We start from the raw sequence: 15887 nt of genomic DNA, 5'->3' as shown, positions 1-15887 counted from the left end.
CCCCCAGAAGACAAGGAACGGTGGCGCTCAGGCGCTGGTTCCCTGCGCGTGCGCCGGGGGCGCGTGACCCCGGTCACGTTGGCCGGGCAAATCGGACACCATCTTTGTGCACGCGTTCACAAAGACATAGCCTGCATTCGACGGGGCGGTCATGTAGGGACGTATGACCGCCTACAGCCCCGCTCTACCCGCAGGAGCACCGTGGCAACTGGCCGAACTCACCGACCGGCGACCCGCAGCCGAGGGATTCCCGAGGCCACCGTCGCCCGGCTTCCGCTGTACCTCCGCGCTCTGACCGCGCTGTCGGAGCGCTCGGTCCCCACGGTCTCCTCCGAGGAGCTCGCGGCCGCGGCGGGGGTCAACTCCGCCAAGCTGCGCAAGGACTTCTCCTACCTCGGCTCCTACGGGACCAGGGGTGTCGGCTACGACGTCGAGTATCTCGTGTACCAGATCTCCCGCGAACTGGGGCTCACCCAGGACTGGCCGGTCGTGATCGTCGGTATCGGCAACCTCGGCGCCGCCCTCGCCAACTACGGCGGTTTCGCCTCCCGCGGTTTCCGCGTCGCCGCGCTGATCGATGCCGACCCGGCCATGGCCGGCAAGCCCGTCGCCGGCATCCCGGTGCAGCACTCCGACGACCTGGAGAAGATCATCCAGGACAACGGCGTGTCGATCGGTGTCATCGCCACCCCCGCCGGTGCCGCCCAGGCGGTCTGCGACCGGCTCGTGGCCGCCGGTGTCACCTCCATCCTGAACTTCGCGCCGACCGTGCTGTCCGTCCCCGAGGGCGTCGACGTGCGCAAGGTCGACCTCTCCATCGAGCTGCAGATCCTCGCCTTCCACGAGCAGCGCAAGGCCGGGGAGGAGGCCGCCTCCTCCGACGGTGGCGTTCCCACCGCCGCCGCGCGCAGCGACTCCGCCGACCAGGGACCCGACGGGGACATGCCCGCCGTGATGCCGGCATGAGCCTCCTCGTCGTCGGACTCAGCCACCGCAGCGCCCCGGTCAGCGTGCTGGAGCGGGCCGCGCTGAACGCGGACGCGCAGGTCAAGCTGCTCCAGGACACGGTCGCCGCCGAGCCGGCCTCCGAGGCCGCGGTGCTCGCCACCTGCAACCGCATCGAGCTCTACGCCGACGTGGACAAGTTCCACGCCGGTGTCGCCGAGCTGTCCACGCTGCTCGCCCAGCACAGCGGGGTCGGCCTGGAGGAGCTCACTCCCTATCTCTACGTGCACTACGAGGACCGGGCCGTCCACCACCTGTTCTCGGTGGCCTGCGGGCTGGACTCGATGGTCGTCGGCGAGGGGCAGATCCTCGGCCAGATCAAGGACGCCCTGGCCCGGGCGCAGGACCTGCACTCCGCGGGCCGTCTGCTGAACGACCTGTTCCAGCAGGCCCTGCGGGTCGGCAAGCGCGCCCACTCCGAGACCGGCATCGACCGGGCCGGCCAGTCCCTGGTCACCTTCGGCCTGGAGCAGCTGGCCCGGGGCGGGGACGTACAGCAGTGGGCCCGGGGCAAGAGGGCCCTGGTCATCGGAGCCGGGTCGATGTCCTCCCTGGCCGCCGCCACGCTCGCCCGGGCCGGGGTCGCCGAGATCGTCGTCGCCAACCGCACCTTCGACCGCGCCGAGCGCCTCGCCGAGATCCTCATGGAGGGCGACGACACGGACGTGGCGGCCCGCGCGGTACCGATGGAGTCGGTGCCGGCCGAGCTGACACGTGCCGACGTCACCGTCTCCTGTACCGGAGCGACCGGCCTGGTGCTGACGGCCGAGTCCGTCGCCGAGGCGATCGGGGGCCGTACGCCCGCGCCGGCGGCCGCGCCCGGCGAGGACGGACCCGGGGCACCGGGCGCCCGCTCCGCAGCCGGAGCACAGCGCGAGGGCGCGTCGGCCGCCGGCAGCGAGGACGGCTGCCCGCTGGACCTCTCCGCGGTGCAGGGCACCGCCGGGTTCTCCGTGCTGGGCGAGGCCGCCGTGGCCGGGATGGCCGCCGCCGACCTCGAACAGCACGCGGCGTGGGTGGACAACGGCTCGGTGGGCGGCGACCGGCGTGCCGCGGGCGGTACGGCCCGGCCGGGGCAGACCGGCACGCTCGACCCGGCCGCGGACACCGACGCCATCGCCGCGCTCGCCGCGACCGTCGCCACGGTCGGGCGGATCCCCGAGCGGCGCCGGCCCGAGCCGGTCGAGGAGCCGCAGCGGCCCGAGCCCGTGCTCTTCCTGCTGGACCTCGCGATGCCGCGCGACATCGACGCGGCCGTGCACCGGCTGGCCGGGGTGCGGCTGGTGGACATCGAGTCGCTGGCGGAAGCTTCCGCGGGCGCTCCGATGGCTGCCGATGTGGACCAGGTCCGGCGTATCGTCTCCGACGAGGTCGCGGCCTTCGGGGCAGCACTGCGGGCCGCGCACATCACGCCGACCGTGGTCGCCCTGCGCACCATGGCCGCCGACGTCGTGGCCGGCGAGATCGCCCGGCTGGACGGGCGGCTGCCCGGACTCGACGACAAGCACCGAGCGGAGATCACCCAGACCGTGCGGCGCGTGGTCGACAAACTGCTCCACGCGCCGACCGTGCGGGTCAAGCAACTCGCGGCCGAGCCCGGCGGCGCCGGGTACGCGGACGCGCTGCGGACCCTGTTCGACCTCGACCCCGAGACGGTGGCCGCCGTCTCCCGGGCCGAGGACAGCACCACCGAGAAAGACCGAGGGCCGGCATGACTGACAAGGCGCTGAGGCTCGGCACCCGCCGCAGCAGGCTCGCCATGGCGCAGTCCGGGCAGGTGGCGGAGGCCGTGAGCCGGGTGACCGGGCGGCCCGTGGAGCTCGTCGAGATCACCACGTACGGCGATGTCTCGCGCGAGCAGCTCGCCCAGATCGGCGGCACCGGCGTGTTCGTGACCGCCCTGCGCGACGCGCTGCTCAAGGGCGAGGTCGACTTCGCGGTGCACTCGCTGAAGGACCTGCCGACCACGCAGCCCGACGAACTGGTCGTGGCCGCCGTGCCGGTGCGCGAGGATCCGCGGGACGTGATCGTCGCCCGGGACGACCTGAAGTTCACCGACCTGCCCTCCGGGGCACGCATCGGTACGGGTTCGCCCCGCCGCATGGCGCAGCTCAACGCGTACGCCCGCAGCCACGGCCTGGACATAGCGACCGTCCCGATCCGAGGCAACGTCGACACCCGCATCGGGTTCGTACGCAGCGGGGAGCTCGACGCCGTCGTGCTGGCCGCCGCCGGACTGAACCGGATCGGCCGTGGCGACGAAGCGACCGACTTCCTGTCGGTCGACACGGTTTTGCCCGCCCCCGGCCAGGGGGCCCTGGCGATCGAGTGCACCGCGGGCAACGCGGACCTCATCGCCGCGCTCGCCGAACTCGACGACCCGTTCACGCGGATCGCCGTGACGGCCGAGCGATCACTGCTCGCCGCCCTGGAGGCCGGCTGCAGCGCCCCTGTGGGCGCTTTGGCCGACCTTCTGGCCGACGGGCAGACTGTCAAGGAAATGCGCCTGCGCGCCGTCGTCGGGACCACCGACGGCACGCGCATGGTGCAGCTGTCCACCACCGGTCCCGTGCCCGAGACGCACGACGGGGCAATGGCGCTCGGTCGCGAACTCGCGGCCGAGATGCTCGCCCAGGGCGCGGCCGGTCTGATGGGGGAGCGAGCACATTGAGCCCCACCACCCTTTCCGCCGGTCCTGAACACGGGCACGTCACCTTCCTGGGTGCCGGACCCGGAGATCCGGGACTGCTTACTCTGCGCGCCGTGGAGGCGCTGGCGAGCGCTGACGTCCTCGTCGCCGAGCACGAGGTGCTCGACGTCGTACGTCAGCACGCCAGGCAGGGCGTCTCCGAGGTGCACACGGACCCGGGTCCTTCCCAGGATCCGGCTCCGGGCACAGGAGCGCCCCAGCTGACGGTAGTTGACGGCACGTCAACCACCGCCGCGGTCCCCGCGGTGCGGGATGCCGCACATCTTGTCATGGAGGCCGCGCGGGGCGGCAGGCGGGTCGTGCGTGCGGTGTCCGGGGACCCGGGCCTCGACACGTACGCCGCCGAGGAGATGCTGGCGTGCGCCGCCGCCGGGGTGCCTTTCGAGGTCGTCCCCGGTATCGCGAGCGCCGTCGGTGTGCCCGCTTACGCCGGTGTGCCGCTGCGGGACGCGCAGGGCGCGGACGTGCGGTTCGTGGACGCGCGGACGGCGTCGGACCGGTGCTGGACGGAGGTCGGGGCGTCGGACGGCACGGTCGTCGTCTCCACGACGCTGGACTCCGTCGCGGCGGCCGCCGGCGAGCTGGTCTCCGCCGGACGCAAGCCGGACACCCCGATGACGGTCACCGTCGCCGGTACGACCACCCGGCAGCGCACCTGGACCGCCACGCTCGGCACGATCGCGCAGACGCTGAAGCAGGCCAAGGTACTGCCCTCGCCCGACGGCGGCCGACCGGTGATAGCCGTGGTCGGTGAGCGTTCCGCCGCCGCCCAGCGCGACCAGCTCGCGTGGTTCGAGTCCAAGCCGCTGTTCGGCTGGAAGGTGCTCGTGCCGCGTACGAAGGAGCAGGCGGCGTCGCTCTCCGACCAGCTGCGGTCGTACGGGGCCGTGCCGCACGAGGTGCCGACGATCGCCGTCGAGCCGCCGCGCACGCCCCAGCAGATGGAGCGCGCGGTCAAGGGGCTCGTGACGGGCCGCTACGAGTGGATCGCCTTCACCTCGGTGAACGCGGTCAAGGCCGTGCGGGAGAAGTTCGAGGAGTACGGGCTCGACGCGCGTGCCTTCGCGGGCATCAAGGTCGCGGCCGTGGGCGAGCAGACGGCGAACGCGCTGATCGCGTTCGGCGTGAAGCCGGACCTGGTGCCCAGCGGCGAGCAGTCGGCCGCCGGTCTGCTGGAGGACTGGCCGCCCTACGACCCGGTCTTCGACCCGATCGACAGAGTGTTCCTGCCGCGTGCGGACATCGCCACGGAGACGCTGGTCGCCGGGCTGATCGAGCTCGGGTGGGAGGTCGACGACGTCACGGCCTACCGGACCGTGCGGGCCTCGCCGCCACCGGCCGAGACCCGCGAGGCGATCAAGGGCGGCGGTTTCGACGCCGTTCTCTTCACCTCGTCCTCCACCGTGCGGAACCTGGTCGGCATCGCCGGCAAGCCGCACAACGTCACGGTGATCGCGTGTATCGGCCCGGCCACGGCGAAGACCGCCGAGGAGCACGGGCTCCGGGTGGACGTCATGGCTCCCGAGCCGTCCGTCCACAAGCTGGCGGAAGCCCTGGCCGACTTCGGTGCGAAGCGCCGCACGGCGGCGGTGGAGGCCGGGGATCCGGTGACGCGGCCGAGCGAGCGGCGGCCGGGGGCGCGGCGGCGGCGTTCGACGACCTGAGCGATACCGGCCACTGCCACTGCCGGTGCTGCGGCTACGCGGGTGTCACCGCGTGGCCGTAGCGCAGCAGGTTGTCCGGGTCGTAGACGGCCTTGTCGTGGCGCAGGCGGGCGTAGACCTCCGGGGTCCAGGCGCGGGCGCGGTCCTGGTCGTCGCCGGGGGTGCCGTGGATGTTGACCATGGTGCGGCCCGTGCCGTACGGGGCCATGGCCGTGTAGAGGCGGCGTGTCGCCTGTTCGACGGCCTCGGCGACGGGTGGGGCGGGCATGATGCCGACCGACTCCATGAAGTAGCGGGCGTCGCGGGAGCAGACGGCGTCCTCGACGGGGGACGGGCGGGCCAGGGCGCCGCCCATGTGCCGCAGGGAGGCTACGAGGAGGGGGTGCTCGGCGCCCGCTCCGGGGCCGACCTGCTCCAGGAACGTGCCGACGGCCTCGGGGGGCAGGTCGCGCAGCAGCATGCAGCACTCGCGTGCCGGGAGCGGGTCCTGCGGTTCCATGTGGATGCGGTCCAGGTCCGCGTAGTCCATCTCCCCGACCAGGTCGACGGCCACGGGTGCGGCGTCCCGCAGGGGTGCGATCAGGGCCTCGCCCTCGGCCGGGTCGCCGGGCCAGGCGATCGCGACCCGGGCCCAGAAGCCGCCGCGCAGAGGCTCGGGGATCTGGGGGATCGGCGGCAGGCGCAGGACGGAGAACATGCTGCACATCGCGTCCGGGACGGTGAGGGTCCAGTCCTTCCAGGCGCGCAGCAGGGCCTCCGTGTGCTCGGCGTGGCAGTGCAGGCCGCCGCCGTAGAGGTGTGACAGGGGCAGCAGGTCGGTGACCAGCGAGGTGACGACGCCTACGTTGCCCTTGCCGCCGCGCAGTGCCCAGAACAGTTCCGGTTCGTGCCGGGGGTCCGCCTCGCGCAGGTGCCCGTCGGGGGTGACGACCTGGAAGGAGCGGACCAGGTCGGCGGCGTAGCCGTAGGCCCTGCCGAGGACCGGGAGGCCGCCGCCCAGGGTGTAGCCGACGACGCCCGCGTCCGTGGAGGTGCCGCACAGGCCCGCCAGGCCGTGAGGGGCGGCCGCGGCCGTGACGTGGCTCCACTTGGCGCCCGCCGCGATGGTGGCGGTGCGGGTGGTGGGATCGACGTGGACGTCCGTCATGCGGGACGTGTTGATGAGCAGGCCGTGCTCGATCGGGAAGTTGGCGCCGTGGCCGGTGGCCTGGACGGCGACGGGGGTGCGGGTGGCGTGCGCCCAGCGCATGGCCGTGACGACGTCGTCGGAGCCGGTGGCGCCTATGGCCACGTCCGGGGTGTGCAGGGAGGCCAGGTTGAAGCCGGTGACCTCGTCGGCGTAGGCGGGGTCGCCGGGGCGCAGTACCGGGCCGTTGATCTCCGAGAGGGCGAAGAGGTCGGGGGTGTGGTGGGGGGCGGTCATCGCGTCCTCCGTGGGGGCGGGTACGGAGGGACGGCGGCGGGGGTGTGGCCGGCCGTCGGGGTTCTTGTCCTGCTGTTTCAGGATGGACCGGGGGGTTCCAAGGCGCATTGCGGGGCGGTGGGCTTTCAGGTACTCGGCGTGGGGGCTGGGGGCGGGCGGGTCCGCAGCCCGGCGTGGCGGGGCGCCGCTGCGCCCACCCGTGCCGCCCCTAGCGGCACGCATGCCCGCAGCGGCGCACGCGTGCCTGCAGCGGGGGCGGCTGTGCAGGTCCGCAGCTGGGTGGGGCCGACAAGGCGTCGGCATCGGGGGTTTTCGGGCGGGCGTAGCGTAGAGGGCATGACGACGTACGGATCTTTCCCCGGTACTCGGCCGCGGCGGTTGCGGACCAACCCCGTGATGCGTCGGATGGTCGCCGAGACCCGACTGCACCCCGCCGATCTCATCCTCCCGGCCTTCGTGCGGGAGGGCGTCGACGAGCCCGTGCCGATCGCCGCCATGCCGGGGGTCGTGCAGCACACCCGGGACAGCCTGAAGAAGGCCGCCGCGGAGGCGGTCGCGGCGGGGATCTCCGGGATCATGCTGTTCGGCGTGCCGGAGGAGTCGAAGAAGGACGCGCTCGGGACGCCCGGGACCGACCCGGACGGCATCCTCCAGGTCGCCCTGCGGGACGTGCGGGCCGAGGTCGGGGACGACCTGCTCGTCATGTCCGACCTGTGCCTCGACGAAACCACCGACCACGGGCACTGCGGCGTGCTCGACGAGCAGGGGCGGGTCGACAACGACGCCACCCTGGAGCGGTACGCCGAGATGGCCCAGGTCCAGGCCGACGCCGGCGCCCATGTCGTCGGGCCCAGCGGGATGATGGACGGGCAGATCGGGGTCGTCCGCGACGCCCTCGACCAGATCGGGCGGGAGGACGTCGCGATCCTCGCCTACACCGCGAAGTACGCCTCCGCGTTCTACGGGCCCTTCCGCGAGGCCGTCGGCTCGTCGCTGCAGGGCGACCGGAAGACGTACCAGCAGGACCCCGCGAACGCGCGTGAGTCGCTGCGGGAGCTCGCCCTGGACCTGGAGGAGGGCGCCGACATGGTGATGGTCAAGCCGGCCGGGCCCTACCTCGACATCCTCGCCCGGGTCGCGGACGCCGTGGACGTGCCGGTCGCCGCCTACCAGATCTCCGGCGAGTACTCGATGATCGAGGCCGCCGCCGAGAAGGGCTGGATCGACCGGGACCGGGCCATCATGGAGTCCCTGACCGGCATCAGGCGGGCAGGTGCCCGCAACATCCTCACCTACTGGGCCACCGAAGTGGCCCAGAAGCTCAAGGAGCAGTAGTCCCGGGCGTCAGTAGGACAGCGCGTCGTCCATCTCGCGCAGCCAGTAGGTGACCGTCAGCGTGCTGTCGTAGTACACGCCCTTGGCCGGCAGGGCCGGGATCGCCGTGGGGCCGCCGTCGCTGTTCGGCGTGCGGCCCTGGAAGCCGACCGTGAGCTTGTGAGCCGTGGTGCCCCACTCGCCGCTGCCGTCGGCCGCCGACAGCGAGACGCCCGCGTAGCCCGACTCGCCGGGGGCCAGGGTCACCACCGCCTGGGGCTGGGAGTCCTCGATCGGCCGCGGCGCCCACTGCATCTCGTCGAAGCGCAGCATCGGGTAGTAGGTGAGGTCGCACGTCTTCGAGCCGGTGTTCTTCACCGTGAGCAGCATGTGGTTGACGGGACGCCGGACCGGCCGGGCGGTGACGGTGGTGTTGGAGCCGTTGCAGGAGACACGCTTCGCGGTGGAGCCCTTCGCCTTCGTCACGTCCTGCACGGCCTTCACGCTCTTCGTGGCCTGCTGGGTCGTGGCCTGCTGGGTCGTGACCGTCGCCGAGGCCGGCTCGGGGTAGGCGGCTCCCTCGTCCTTCGTGCCCGTGCCGTCCTGGCATGCCGTCAGGGCGAGGGCGGCCAGGAGGGCGACGGGCAGGGCGCGGTACTTGCGCATGCTTGCGTTTCCTTTCGGACAAAGGCGGTGGGTGAGCAGGCCCGGGTGGGTCGCGCTGCCGGTGGGCCGGGATCGGCGTGCTTGGATGACCAGAGCTTGTGCGGTGATCCGTCCCGGCCGCCAGACCAGGCGGGAGATCAGGGACGTTGGAACGCCCGCACATGATTTGACCAGGGAGAACAGTCATTCCCTGGAACGGGGGAACGGGACACGGGGCATGGAGGAGCAGTGTCGGAAGGCACGACCGCGGCGCAATTCGCCGCGCTGTTGGGGGAATTGAAGGAGCGCTCGGGGCTGAGCTACGGGGTGCTCGCCAAACGGCTCCACATGAGTACGTCGACACTGCACCGGTACTGCAACGGGGATGCCGTGCCGACCGATTACGCGCCGGTGGAGCGGCTCGCCCGGCTGTGCAGGGCGTCGCCCACGGAGCTCGTCGAGCTGCACCGGCGGTGGATCCTGGCGGACGCCGGGCGGGTGCGCAAGGGGAGCGGGGGCGCGAGGAGCGGCGCTGCGGAAGTGACCGCTGTTGTGGGGCCCGACGCCCTGGCGCCGGGCACACCCGAGTCCCCGGACGTCGGTGTACCCGCGCCGGAGGAGTCCGCGGATGCCGGCGTACCCGCGCCGGAGCAGTCCCCGGACGCCGGCGTACCCGCGCCGGAGCAGGCCGTGGGCCGGAGCCGTCGCCGGGCCGTCCTCGCCGGGGTCGCCGCTGCCGTGGTCCTCGGCGGTGTCGGACTCGCCGTGGCCGTTCCCTCGGGCCCTGCGCAAGACGAGGGGCGGCGCGGAGCGGCGGTGGCCTCCGGCGGTGCCGGCGCTCCGCAGAGGGAGGGCACGGCGGCCTCCGTGTCGCCTTCGGCCCCTTCGCCCTCCAAGGGCAGCGAGGACAAGGGCAGGGGCAAGGGCAGGGGCAAGGACAGGGAGAAGCAGGAGAAGGCGAGTGCGAGTGCCTCCGCGCCTCCCGCATCGGGCGCCGCCACCAGTGGGGCCGACCGCCCGGGCCGTGACGCCGCCCCGGCCGCCGCTCCTCTCACCGTGACCACGGAGCCGCACGCCTGGGAGAGCCCCTGCTCCCAGCGCTACCTGGTGAATCTGCCGCCGGGGAAGGTCGAGCCGCCACCGCTGGAGCAGGGCGCGCCCGGCTGGGTGGCGGCGATGGGGGCCGTGCCGTCGGGGGAGCAGTTCCTGAAGCTGACGGTGCAGGGGAAGGGCAAGGAGACCGTGGTCGTCAAGGGGCTGACGGTCCGGATGGCCGGCAAGCGTGCGCCGCTCGCGTGGAACGACTACGCCATGGCGTATCCGGGCGTCGGTTGCGGCGGCGGCGTGCCGACCAGGTTCTTCACCGTCGCCCTCGACGCCACGCGCCCCGGGGTCGTGCCGGACGCGGGGCACGCGGACTTCCCCTTCAAGGTGAGTGAGAGCGACCCCGAGATGTACTACATCCGGGCCGACGCCTCCGCGTACGACGTCAGTTGGTACCTGGAGCTGAGGTGGTCCAGCGGGGGCCGGACGGGCACGCTGACCGTGGACGACCACGGCCGGCCCTTCCGTACGAGCGGCAACAACGGCCGTCCGGCCTACGAGTTCCCGCTGGGCGGGGAGAAGTGGGTCGAGGAGGGGACCACGCAGTAGCCGCGCGGGGGCGGCTCAGTGGAACTCGTGGACCAACTCGATCTTGCCGACGATGTGGGCGTTGAACTCGTCGAGTTCCCCGGCCGGGACCCACAGCTCCAGGATGGTGCGGCCGCCGGCCTGCTGGACCGGGTAGCGGGTGAGGAACTCGGTGTCGACCTCGAACCGGGTGACGAAGCCGGCGCCGTCGTGCTTGACGTTCCAGTCGCGGGCGATCTTGATGGCGTAGTCCTCGTCGAGGACCGGGTAGAAGATCGGCTGCTCGGGGAGCCGGGGCGGCCAGGCGTGCCAGCCGAGGTTCCGGACCAGGTCCAGTTCCACGGGGCCGGTGGGGCGCCACAGGGTCGTTGTCGCCCGGCTTTCGTTACGCACGGGCACCATCAAATCAGTTGAACCGTTAGGTTGTTGACCGTCGTAGTGGTTGTTGATTGAACTACTCACTCTTCAGGGAGACGTCCATGTCCGGTGACGCCCTCAGTCAGGATCCCGCCGAGCTGCAGAGGAGGATCGACAGCAGCAAGGCGCACCCGGCCCGGGTCTACGACGTGTTCCTCGGCGGCAAGGACCACTACCCCGCCGACCGGGACGCGGCGGCCGCCGCGCTGGCCGCCAACCCGCGCGGGTACCTCGACGTCCGGCACAACCGCGACTTCCTCCGGCGCGCGGTGACCACGCTTGTGGAGCAGGACGGCATCCGGCAGTTCCTCGACATCGGGACCGGACTGCCCACCGCCGAGAACGTGCACCAGATCGCACAGCGCATCACCCCCGAGTCGCGGGTCGTGTACGTCGACAACGACCCTGTGGTGCTCGCGCACGCACGCGCCCTGCTGACCAGCGGTCCCGAGGGGCGTACGGACTACATCGACGCCGATCTGCGGGATCCGGCCCGCATCCTCGAACAGGCCGCCAAGACCCTGGACTTCGACCAGCCGGTCGCGCTCTGCCTGGTCGCGATCCTGCACTTCGTCGCCGACGAGGAGGCCTATCCGCTGGTCAGCGGGCTGCTCGACGAACTGCCCGTCGGCAGTCGGCTGGTGCTCAGCCACCTCACCGAGGACCTCAACCCCGAGAACATCCGCGCGGTCCAACGGACCTACACCGAACGCGGCTTCACCTTCGTGCTGCGCTCGCGGGCCGACGTCGAGCGGTTCTTCACCGAGAGCCGGCTGGAGATCGCCGACCCTGGCGTCGTCCCCGCGCACCGCTGGCGGCCCGACCACGCCGCCCCCGTCCCCGAGCAGCCGGAGGAGTCCTTCCTCGCCTCGCTCGAGGAGATCGAGAAGGTGCGGTACCGCGACATCAACGACGTCACGGACGCGGACATCAACGTGTACGCGGCGATCGGCGCGAAGGGGTGAACCGCAGGATCCGCAGGCCGCGCCCGTGCGTGCCCGGCGTCCGGATCCCGGAAACCTGCTTGTAGACGGCACGTACTTCCCTAGGCTGCGGGGCACCAGGCGTCACCGCAGCCGAAGGAGCCGTGTCATGACCGTCGCCGAGCCCCTGCCCACCCACTCTCCCGTGCCGCCCCTGGCCGCGCGGGCGCGGGCCGTCGGCGGCTCTCCGGTACGGGACATCCTCGCCGTCACCGCCCGCCCCGAGGTGATGAACTTCGCGGGCGGGCTCCCGGCGCCGGAACTGTTCGACGCCCGGGGCATCGCCGCCGCGTACGAGGCCGTGCTCGCCGAGGCGCCCGCACGGGCGCTGCAGTACTCAACCACCGAGGGCGAACCCGCGCTGCGGGACGCACTCGCCACCCGCACCACCGCGCGCGGCCTGCCCACCGGCCCCGCCGACCTGCTCGTCACCACCGGCTCCCAGCAGGCCCTTTCGCTCCTGGCCACCGCGCTCCTCGAACCCGGGGACACCGTCCTCGTCGAGGACCCCTGCTATCTGGCGGCGCTTCAGGCCTTCGGCTTCGCCGGGGCGCGCATCGTGGCCGTACCCGGCGACGAACACGGCGTCGACCCCGCGGCACTGGAGGAACTCGTCGTGCGGGAGCGGCCCAAGCTGCTCTACACCGTGCCCACCTTCCAGAACCCCACCGGCCGGACCATGCCCGCCGAACGCCGCGCCGCCGTGGCCGCCGTCGCCGCCCGGCGGGGCCTGTGGATCGTCGAGGACGACCCCTACGGCGAGCTGCGCTACGACGGTGAGCGCGTGCCGTGGATCGCCGCCCACCCGGGTGCCGAGGACCGGACCGTGCTGCTCGGCAGCTTCTCCAAGGTCATGGCACCCGGGCTGCGGCTGGGCTGGCTGCGGGCGCCCGGGGAGCTGAGGCGGGCCTGTGCCGTCGCCAAACAGGCCGCCGACCTGCACACCCCGACCGTCAACCAGCTCGCCGCGGCCCGCTACCTCGCCGACAACGACCTCGACGCCCATGTCGCCCGCGTCGCCGGCGTCTACCGCGAACGCCGCGACGCGATGCTCTCCGGGCTCGCCGGGGCGCTGCCCGCGGGGTCGGTCTGGGACCGGCCCGAGGGCGGCATGTTCCTCTGGGCCAGCCTGCCGGAGCCGTACGACACGACGGCCCTGCTGCCGCAGGTCGTCCGGCAGAACGTGGCCTACGTCCCCGGTGCGCCCTTCTACGCCGGCGAGCCCGACCGGACGACCCTGCGGCTGTGCTTCGTGACGCAGACACCCGAGGAGATCGCCGAGGGGCTGCGCCGGCTGGGGGCGGGACTCAGTCCCACCAGAAGTGCCACGTCCGCTGGTTGAGGACCTGGTGTTCGGCGTAGGCCCGGAGGGTGGGGTGCGTGCCCTGGTGGATGTTGCCGGGGCAGAACGCGAAATGCTCGGCGGCGACGGCCTGCGCGGCGGCCGGGGTGCTGGGCGGGCTCGCCACGGACACCAGCAGGTGATCGAAGCCGAGGGCCACGACGCGTATGCCGAAGCGGTCCTCCCAGGAGCGGAGCACCGCGCTGAGCCGGGCCGTGTCACCCTCGTGGTTCACCGGGCCCGTCCAGCCGATCGCCGTCGGGAGGTCCGCGCTGCGCCGGGCCGGGACCAGGGCGAGGCGGGGCTCCTTGAACGGGCCGCCCTCGCCGAGCAGGGTCTCCGCGACGACGGTGGCCACGTCGTCCGGGTCCCCGCCCTGGTCGGGAGAACCGGCAGGTCCGGGCCACGCCTCGCCCTGCGCGGCGTACTCCTCCCAGTACTCGGCGAGGACCTCTTCCGCGTCGTGGTCCCCCGGGTAGGACACCTCGCCGGGCATCAACTCCCAGCGGTCCGGCCCGCCGTGGCCGTCGCCCGCCTCCAGCACCAGGGGCAGCAGTCCCGCGCGGCGGGCCGGCTCCAGAGCCGCCCAGCCTCCGGGCAGGGACCGTCCGTCCGCGCACCACAGCAGCGGCTCGTGCCGGGGGTCCTCGTCGGTGGTGCCGAGGAGCGTCCCGGCGGGGAGCCGAAGGCCGAGCGAGCCGCCGCTCGGGTCTGCCGCCAGCGCCGGCAGGGGATTGGGAAGAGTCGCCATGGTGGTGACTGTAGAGCCGGCCACTGACATCCCGGCCGGCCCCGCCACCGTCACGGCGGACAGAACCCGGCCCGTCGGCCTCCTGCCGTTCGGGACGGCCCTCGCCGGTCGGCGCTCAGACGGTCCCCTCACGCCCGAGGGCGGCACTCCGCAGGGGAGTGCCGCCCTCGGGGACGCCGGCCGGAGCCCCGGCTCAGAGGCGCTCGGGTGTCCGGATGCCCAGCAGGTCCATGCCCTGGTGGAGCGTGCGGGCCGTGATGTCGCAGAGGAACAGACGGTTCTCGATCTGCTCGGGCGTCTCGGCCTTGAGGACCGGGCACTTGTCGTAGAACGTCGTGTACAGCGACGCCAGCTGGTACAGGTACGCCGCCAGCTTGTGCGGGGCGTACTCCGCGGCCGCCTCGAAGACCGTGCTGCCGAACGCGTCCAGGTGCAGGCCCAAGGCCCGCTCCGCGTCGGCCAGTTCGAGCTCCGGGTGCGCGGACGGCCGTACCGCTCCCGCCTTGCGGAGGATCGACTGGATACGGGCGTACGCGTACTGGAGGTACACCGAGGTGTCGCCGTTCAGCGAGACCATCTGGTCCAGGTCGAACTTGTAGTCCCGGTTGGGGGACGTCGACAGGTCCGCGTACTTCACCGCGCCGATGCCGACCTGCGCGGCCCGCTCCTGGATCTCGTCCTCGGTGAGGTCCTGCGCCTTTTCGCGCACGACCTCGGCGGCCCGCTGCACCGCCTCGTCCAGCAGGTCCTCCAGCTTCACCGTCTCGCCCTCACGGGTCTTGAACGGCTTGCCGTCCGCGCCCAGGACCGTGCCGTAGCCCATGTTGTGCGCGGTGACCTCGTCGGTCAGCCAGCCGGCCCGGCGGGCCGCCTCGAAGACCATCTTGAAGTGCAGGGACTGGCGGACGTCGACGACATACAGGAGCGAGGTCGCGTCCAGGTCGGCGACCCGGTTCCGGATCGCCGTCAGGTCGCTCGCCGCGTAGCCGAAGCCGCCGTCCGCCTTCTGCACGATCAGCGGGACCGGCTGGTCGTCCTTGCCGCGGATCTCGTCGAAGAACACCACGAGAGCGCCCTCGGAGCGCACCGCGACACCCATCTCCTCCAGGAGGCGGGCGGTCTCCGGCATGCCCTCGTTGTACGCCGACTCGCCGACGATCTCCTCGTCGCGGATCTCCATGTCGAGCTTCTCGAAGACGGAGTAGAAGTAGACCTTCGACTCGTCCACGAACTGCTGCCAGAGTTCGAGGGTCTCCTTGTCGCCCGACTGGAGCGCGACGACCCTCTTCCGCGCCCGCTCCTTGAACTCCTCGTCCGCGTCGAAGAGCGCACGCGACGCCTTGTACACCCGGTTCAGGTTGCTCATCGCCTGCTCGCCGTCGACGTCGGCCGCGGGGGCCAGCTCGCCGGGGTGCTCGAACAGGTACTGGATGAGCATGCCGAACTGGGTGCCCCAGTCGCCGATGTGGTGCCGGCCGATCGTCTTCTCGCCGGTGAAGTCGAGCATGCCGCGCAGCGCGTCGCCGATGACCGCCGACCGCAGGTGACCGACGTGCATCTCCTTCGCCACGTTCGGCTGGGCGTAGTCGACGACCGTGATGCCCGCGTTCTCCTTCAGCGGCACGCCGAGACGCTCACCGTCCGCGTGCCGCGCGGCGAGGTTCTCCGTGATCGCGCGGTCGGTGATCGTGATGTTCAGGAAGCCGGGGCCGGAGACCTCGACATCCTCGATCAGATCACCCGACTCGACCCGGGAGACGACCTGCGTGGCCAGCTCGCGCGGGTTGGCCTTCTCCTTCTTGGCGAGGGCCAGGATCCCGTTGGCCTGGAAGTCGGCCCGGTCGCTTCGTCGCAGCAGCGGGTCCGCGGAGCCGGCCTGCGGCAGAGCCGCCGACAGGGCCGCCGCGAGGCGCTGGTGGACGGAGTCGCTGAGGGACGTGACCGAGGCCATGGGCGAGGGTGCCGTTCTCCTAGGGGAAATCGATGGACCCGGCCAGTATC

Annotated in this window: 13 protein-coding genes; 8 read left to right on the top strand and 5 right to left on the bottom strand. The window is 72.3% G+C overall.

Features of this window, described 5'->3' with window-relative positions; all coding sequences use genetic code 11:
• The first annotated feature begins 201 nt into the window (after positions 1–201).
• Genes ACFCXS_RS03920 through ACFCXS_RS03905 form a run of 4 tightly spaced genes read left to right on the top strand, consistent with a single transcriptional unit; the run spans position 202 to position 5379 of the window.
• Positions 202–966, top strand: a complete 765-nt coding sequence (locus ACFCXS_RS03920; protein WP_376641472.1) for a redox-sensing transcriptional repressor Rex — start codon at positions 202–204, stop codon at positions 964–966.
• Positions 963–2720: a glutamyl-tRNA reductase gene (locus ACFCXS_RS03915; RefSeq protein WP_376641471.1), complete on the top strand. Its 1758-nt coding sequence runs from the start codon at positions 963–965 to the stop codon at positions 2718–2720. The genes ACFCXS_RS03920 and ACFCXS_RS03915 overlap by 4 nt, the downstream gene beginning before the upstream one ends.
• Positions 2717–3676 (top strand): hydroxymethylbilane synthase, encoded by a 960-nt coding sequence (gene hemC, locus ACFCXS_RS03910; protein WP_376641470.1) that lies wholly within the window; start codon positions 2717–2719, stop codon positions 3674–3676. Before ACFCXS_RS03915 ends, hemC begins: the two co-directional genes overlap by 4 nt.
• The gene (locus ACFCXS_RS03905) at positions 3673–5379 is read left to right on the top strand and encodes a uroporphyrinogen-III synthase (RefSeq protein WP_376641469.1); all 1707 of its coding nucleotides are present in this window, start codon (positions 3673–3675) and stop codon (positions 5377–5379) included. The genes hemC and ACFCXS_RS03905 overlap by 4 nt, the downstream gene beginning before the upstream one ends.
• 34 nt (positions 5380–5413) lie before the next feature.
• Here the strand turns inward: ACFCXS_RS03905 and ACFCXS_RS03900 are convergent, their stop codons facing one another.
• Entirely contained in the window at positions 5414–6802 is a 1389-nt protein-coding gene (locus tag ACFCXS_RS03900; protein ID WP_376641468.1) for an FAD-binding oxidoreductase, read from the bottom strand.
• Positions 6803–7138: 336 nt separating this feature from the next.
• Here ACFCXS_RS03900 and hemB point away from each other — a divergent pair, with 336 nt between their 5' ends.
• Positions 7139–8137 carry a porphobilinogen synthase gene (gene hemB, locus ACFCXS_RS03895; RefSeq protein WP_376641467.1) on the top strand — a complete coding sequence of 333 codons (999 nt, stop codon included), beginning with the start codon at positions 7139–7141 and terminating at the stop codon, positions 8135–8137.
• A gap of 9 nt (positions 8138–8146) precedes the next feature.
• On the opposite strand, the gene ACFCXS_RS03890 is transcribed toward hemB, so the two are convergent.
• Entirely contained in the window at positions 8147–8782 is a 636-nt protein-coding gene (locus tag ACFCXS_RS03890) for a DUF4232 domain-containing protein (protein ID WP_376641466.1), read from the bottom strand.
• Positions 8783–9010: 228 nt separating this feature from the next.
• Between ACFCXS_RS03890 and ACFCXS_RS03885 the strand changes: the two genes are divergently transcribed.
• Positions 9011–10414 (top strand): helix-turn-helix domain-containing protein, encoded by a 1404-nt coding sequence (locus tag ACFCXS_RS03885; RefSeq protein WP_376641465.1) that lies wholly within the window; start codon positions 9011–9013, stop codon positions 10412–10414.
• Positions 10415–10429: 15 nt separating this feature from the next.
• Here the strand turns inward: ACFCXS_RS03885 and ACFCXS_RS03880 are convergent, their stop codons facing one another.
• Positions 10430–10786, bottom strand: coding sequence for a hypothetical protein (locus tag ACFCXS_RS03880; RefSeq protein WP_376641464.1), 357 nt, complete (start codon positions 10784–10786; stop codon positions 10430–10432).
• 86 nt (positions 10787–10872) lie between these two features.
• Between ACFCXS_RS03880 and ACFCXS_RS03875 the strand changes: the two genes are divergently transcribed.
• A complete protein-coding gene (locus tag ACFCXS_RS03875) occupies positions 10873–11775 on the top strand; it encodes an SAM-dependent methyltransferase (protein WP_376641463.1) in 903 nt (300 codons plus the stop codon).
• 127 nt (positions 11776–11902) lie between these two features.
• A complete protein-coding gene (locus ACFCXS_RS03870) occupies positions 11903–13135 on the top strand; it encodes a PLP-dependent aminotransferase family protein (RefSeq protein ID WP_376641462.1) in 1233 nt (410 codons plus the stop codon).
• On the opposite strand, the gene ACFCXS_RS03865 is transcribed toward ACFCXS_RS03870, so the two are convergent.
• Both ACFCXS_RS03865 and argS read right to left on the bottom strand, forming a co-directional pair.
• On the bottom strand, positions 13101–13886 hold the full coding sequence (locus ACFCXS_RS03865) for a DUF4253 domain-containing protein (protein WP_376641461.1): 786 nt from the start codon (positions 13884–13886) through the stop codon (positions 13101–13103). The two genes, ACFCXS_RS03870 and ACFCXS_RS03865, sit on opposite strands and share 35 nt — an antisense overlap.
• 193 nt (positions 13887–14079) lie before the next feature.
• Complete coding sequence (gene argS / locus ACFCXS_RS03860; protein WP_376641460.1) at positions 14080–15837, bottom strand: arginine--tRNA ligase; 1758 nt, start codon at positions 15835–15837, stop codon at positions 14080–14082.
• Positions 15838–15887: the final 50 nt, after the last annotated feature.

It is taken from the genome of Streptomyces sp. NPDC056373 (assembly GCF_042262425.1).
Lineage (GTDB): Bacteria > Actinomycetota > Actinomycetes > Streptomycetales > Streptomycetaceae > Streptomyces.
This window is presented reverse-complemented; position numbering and strand designations above follow the sequence as displayed.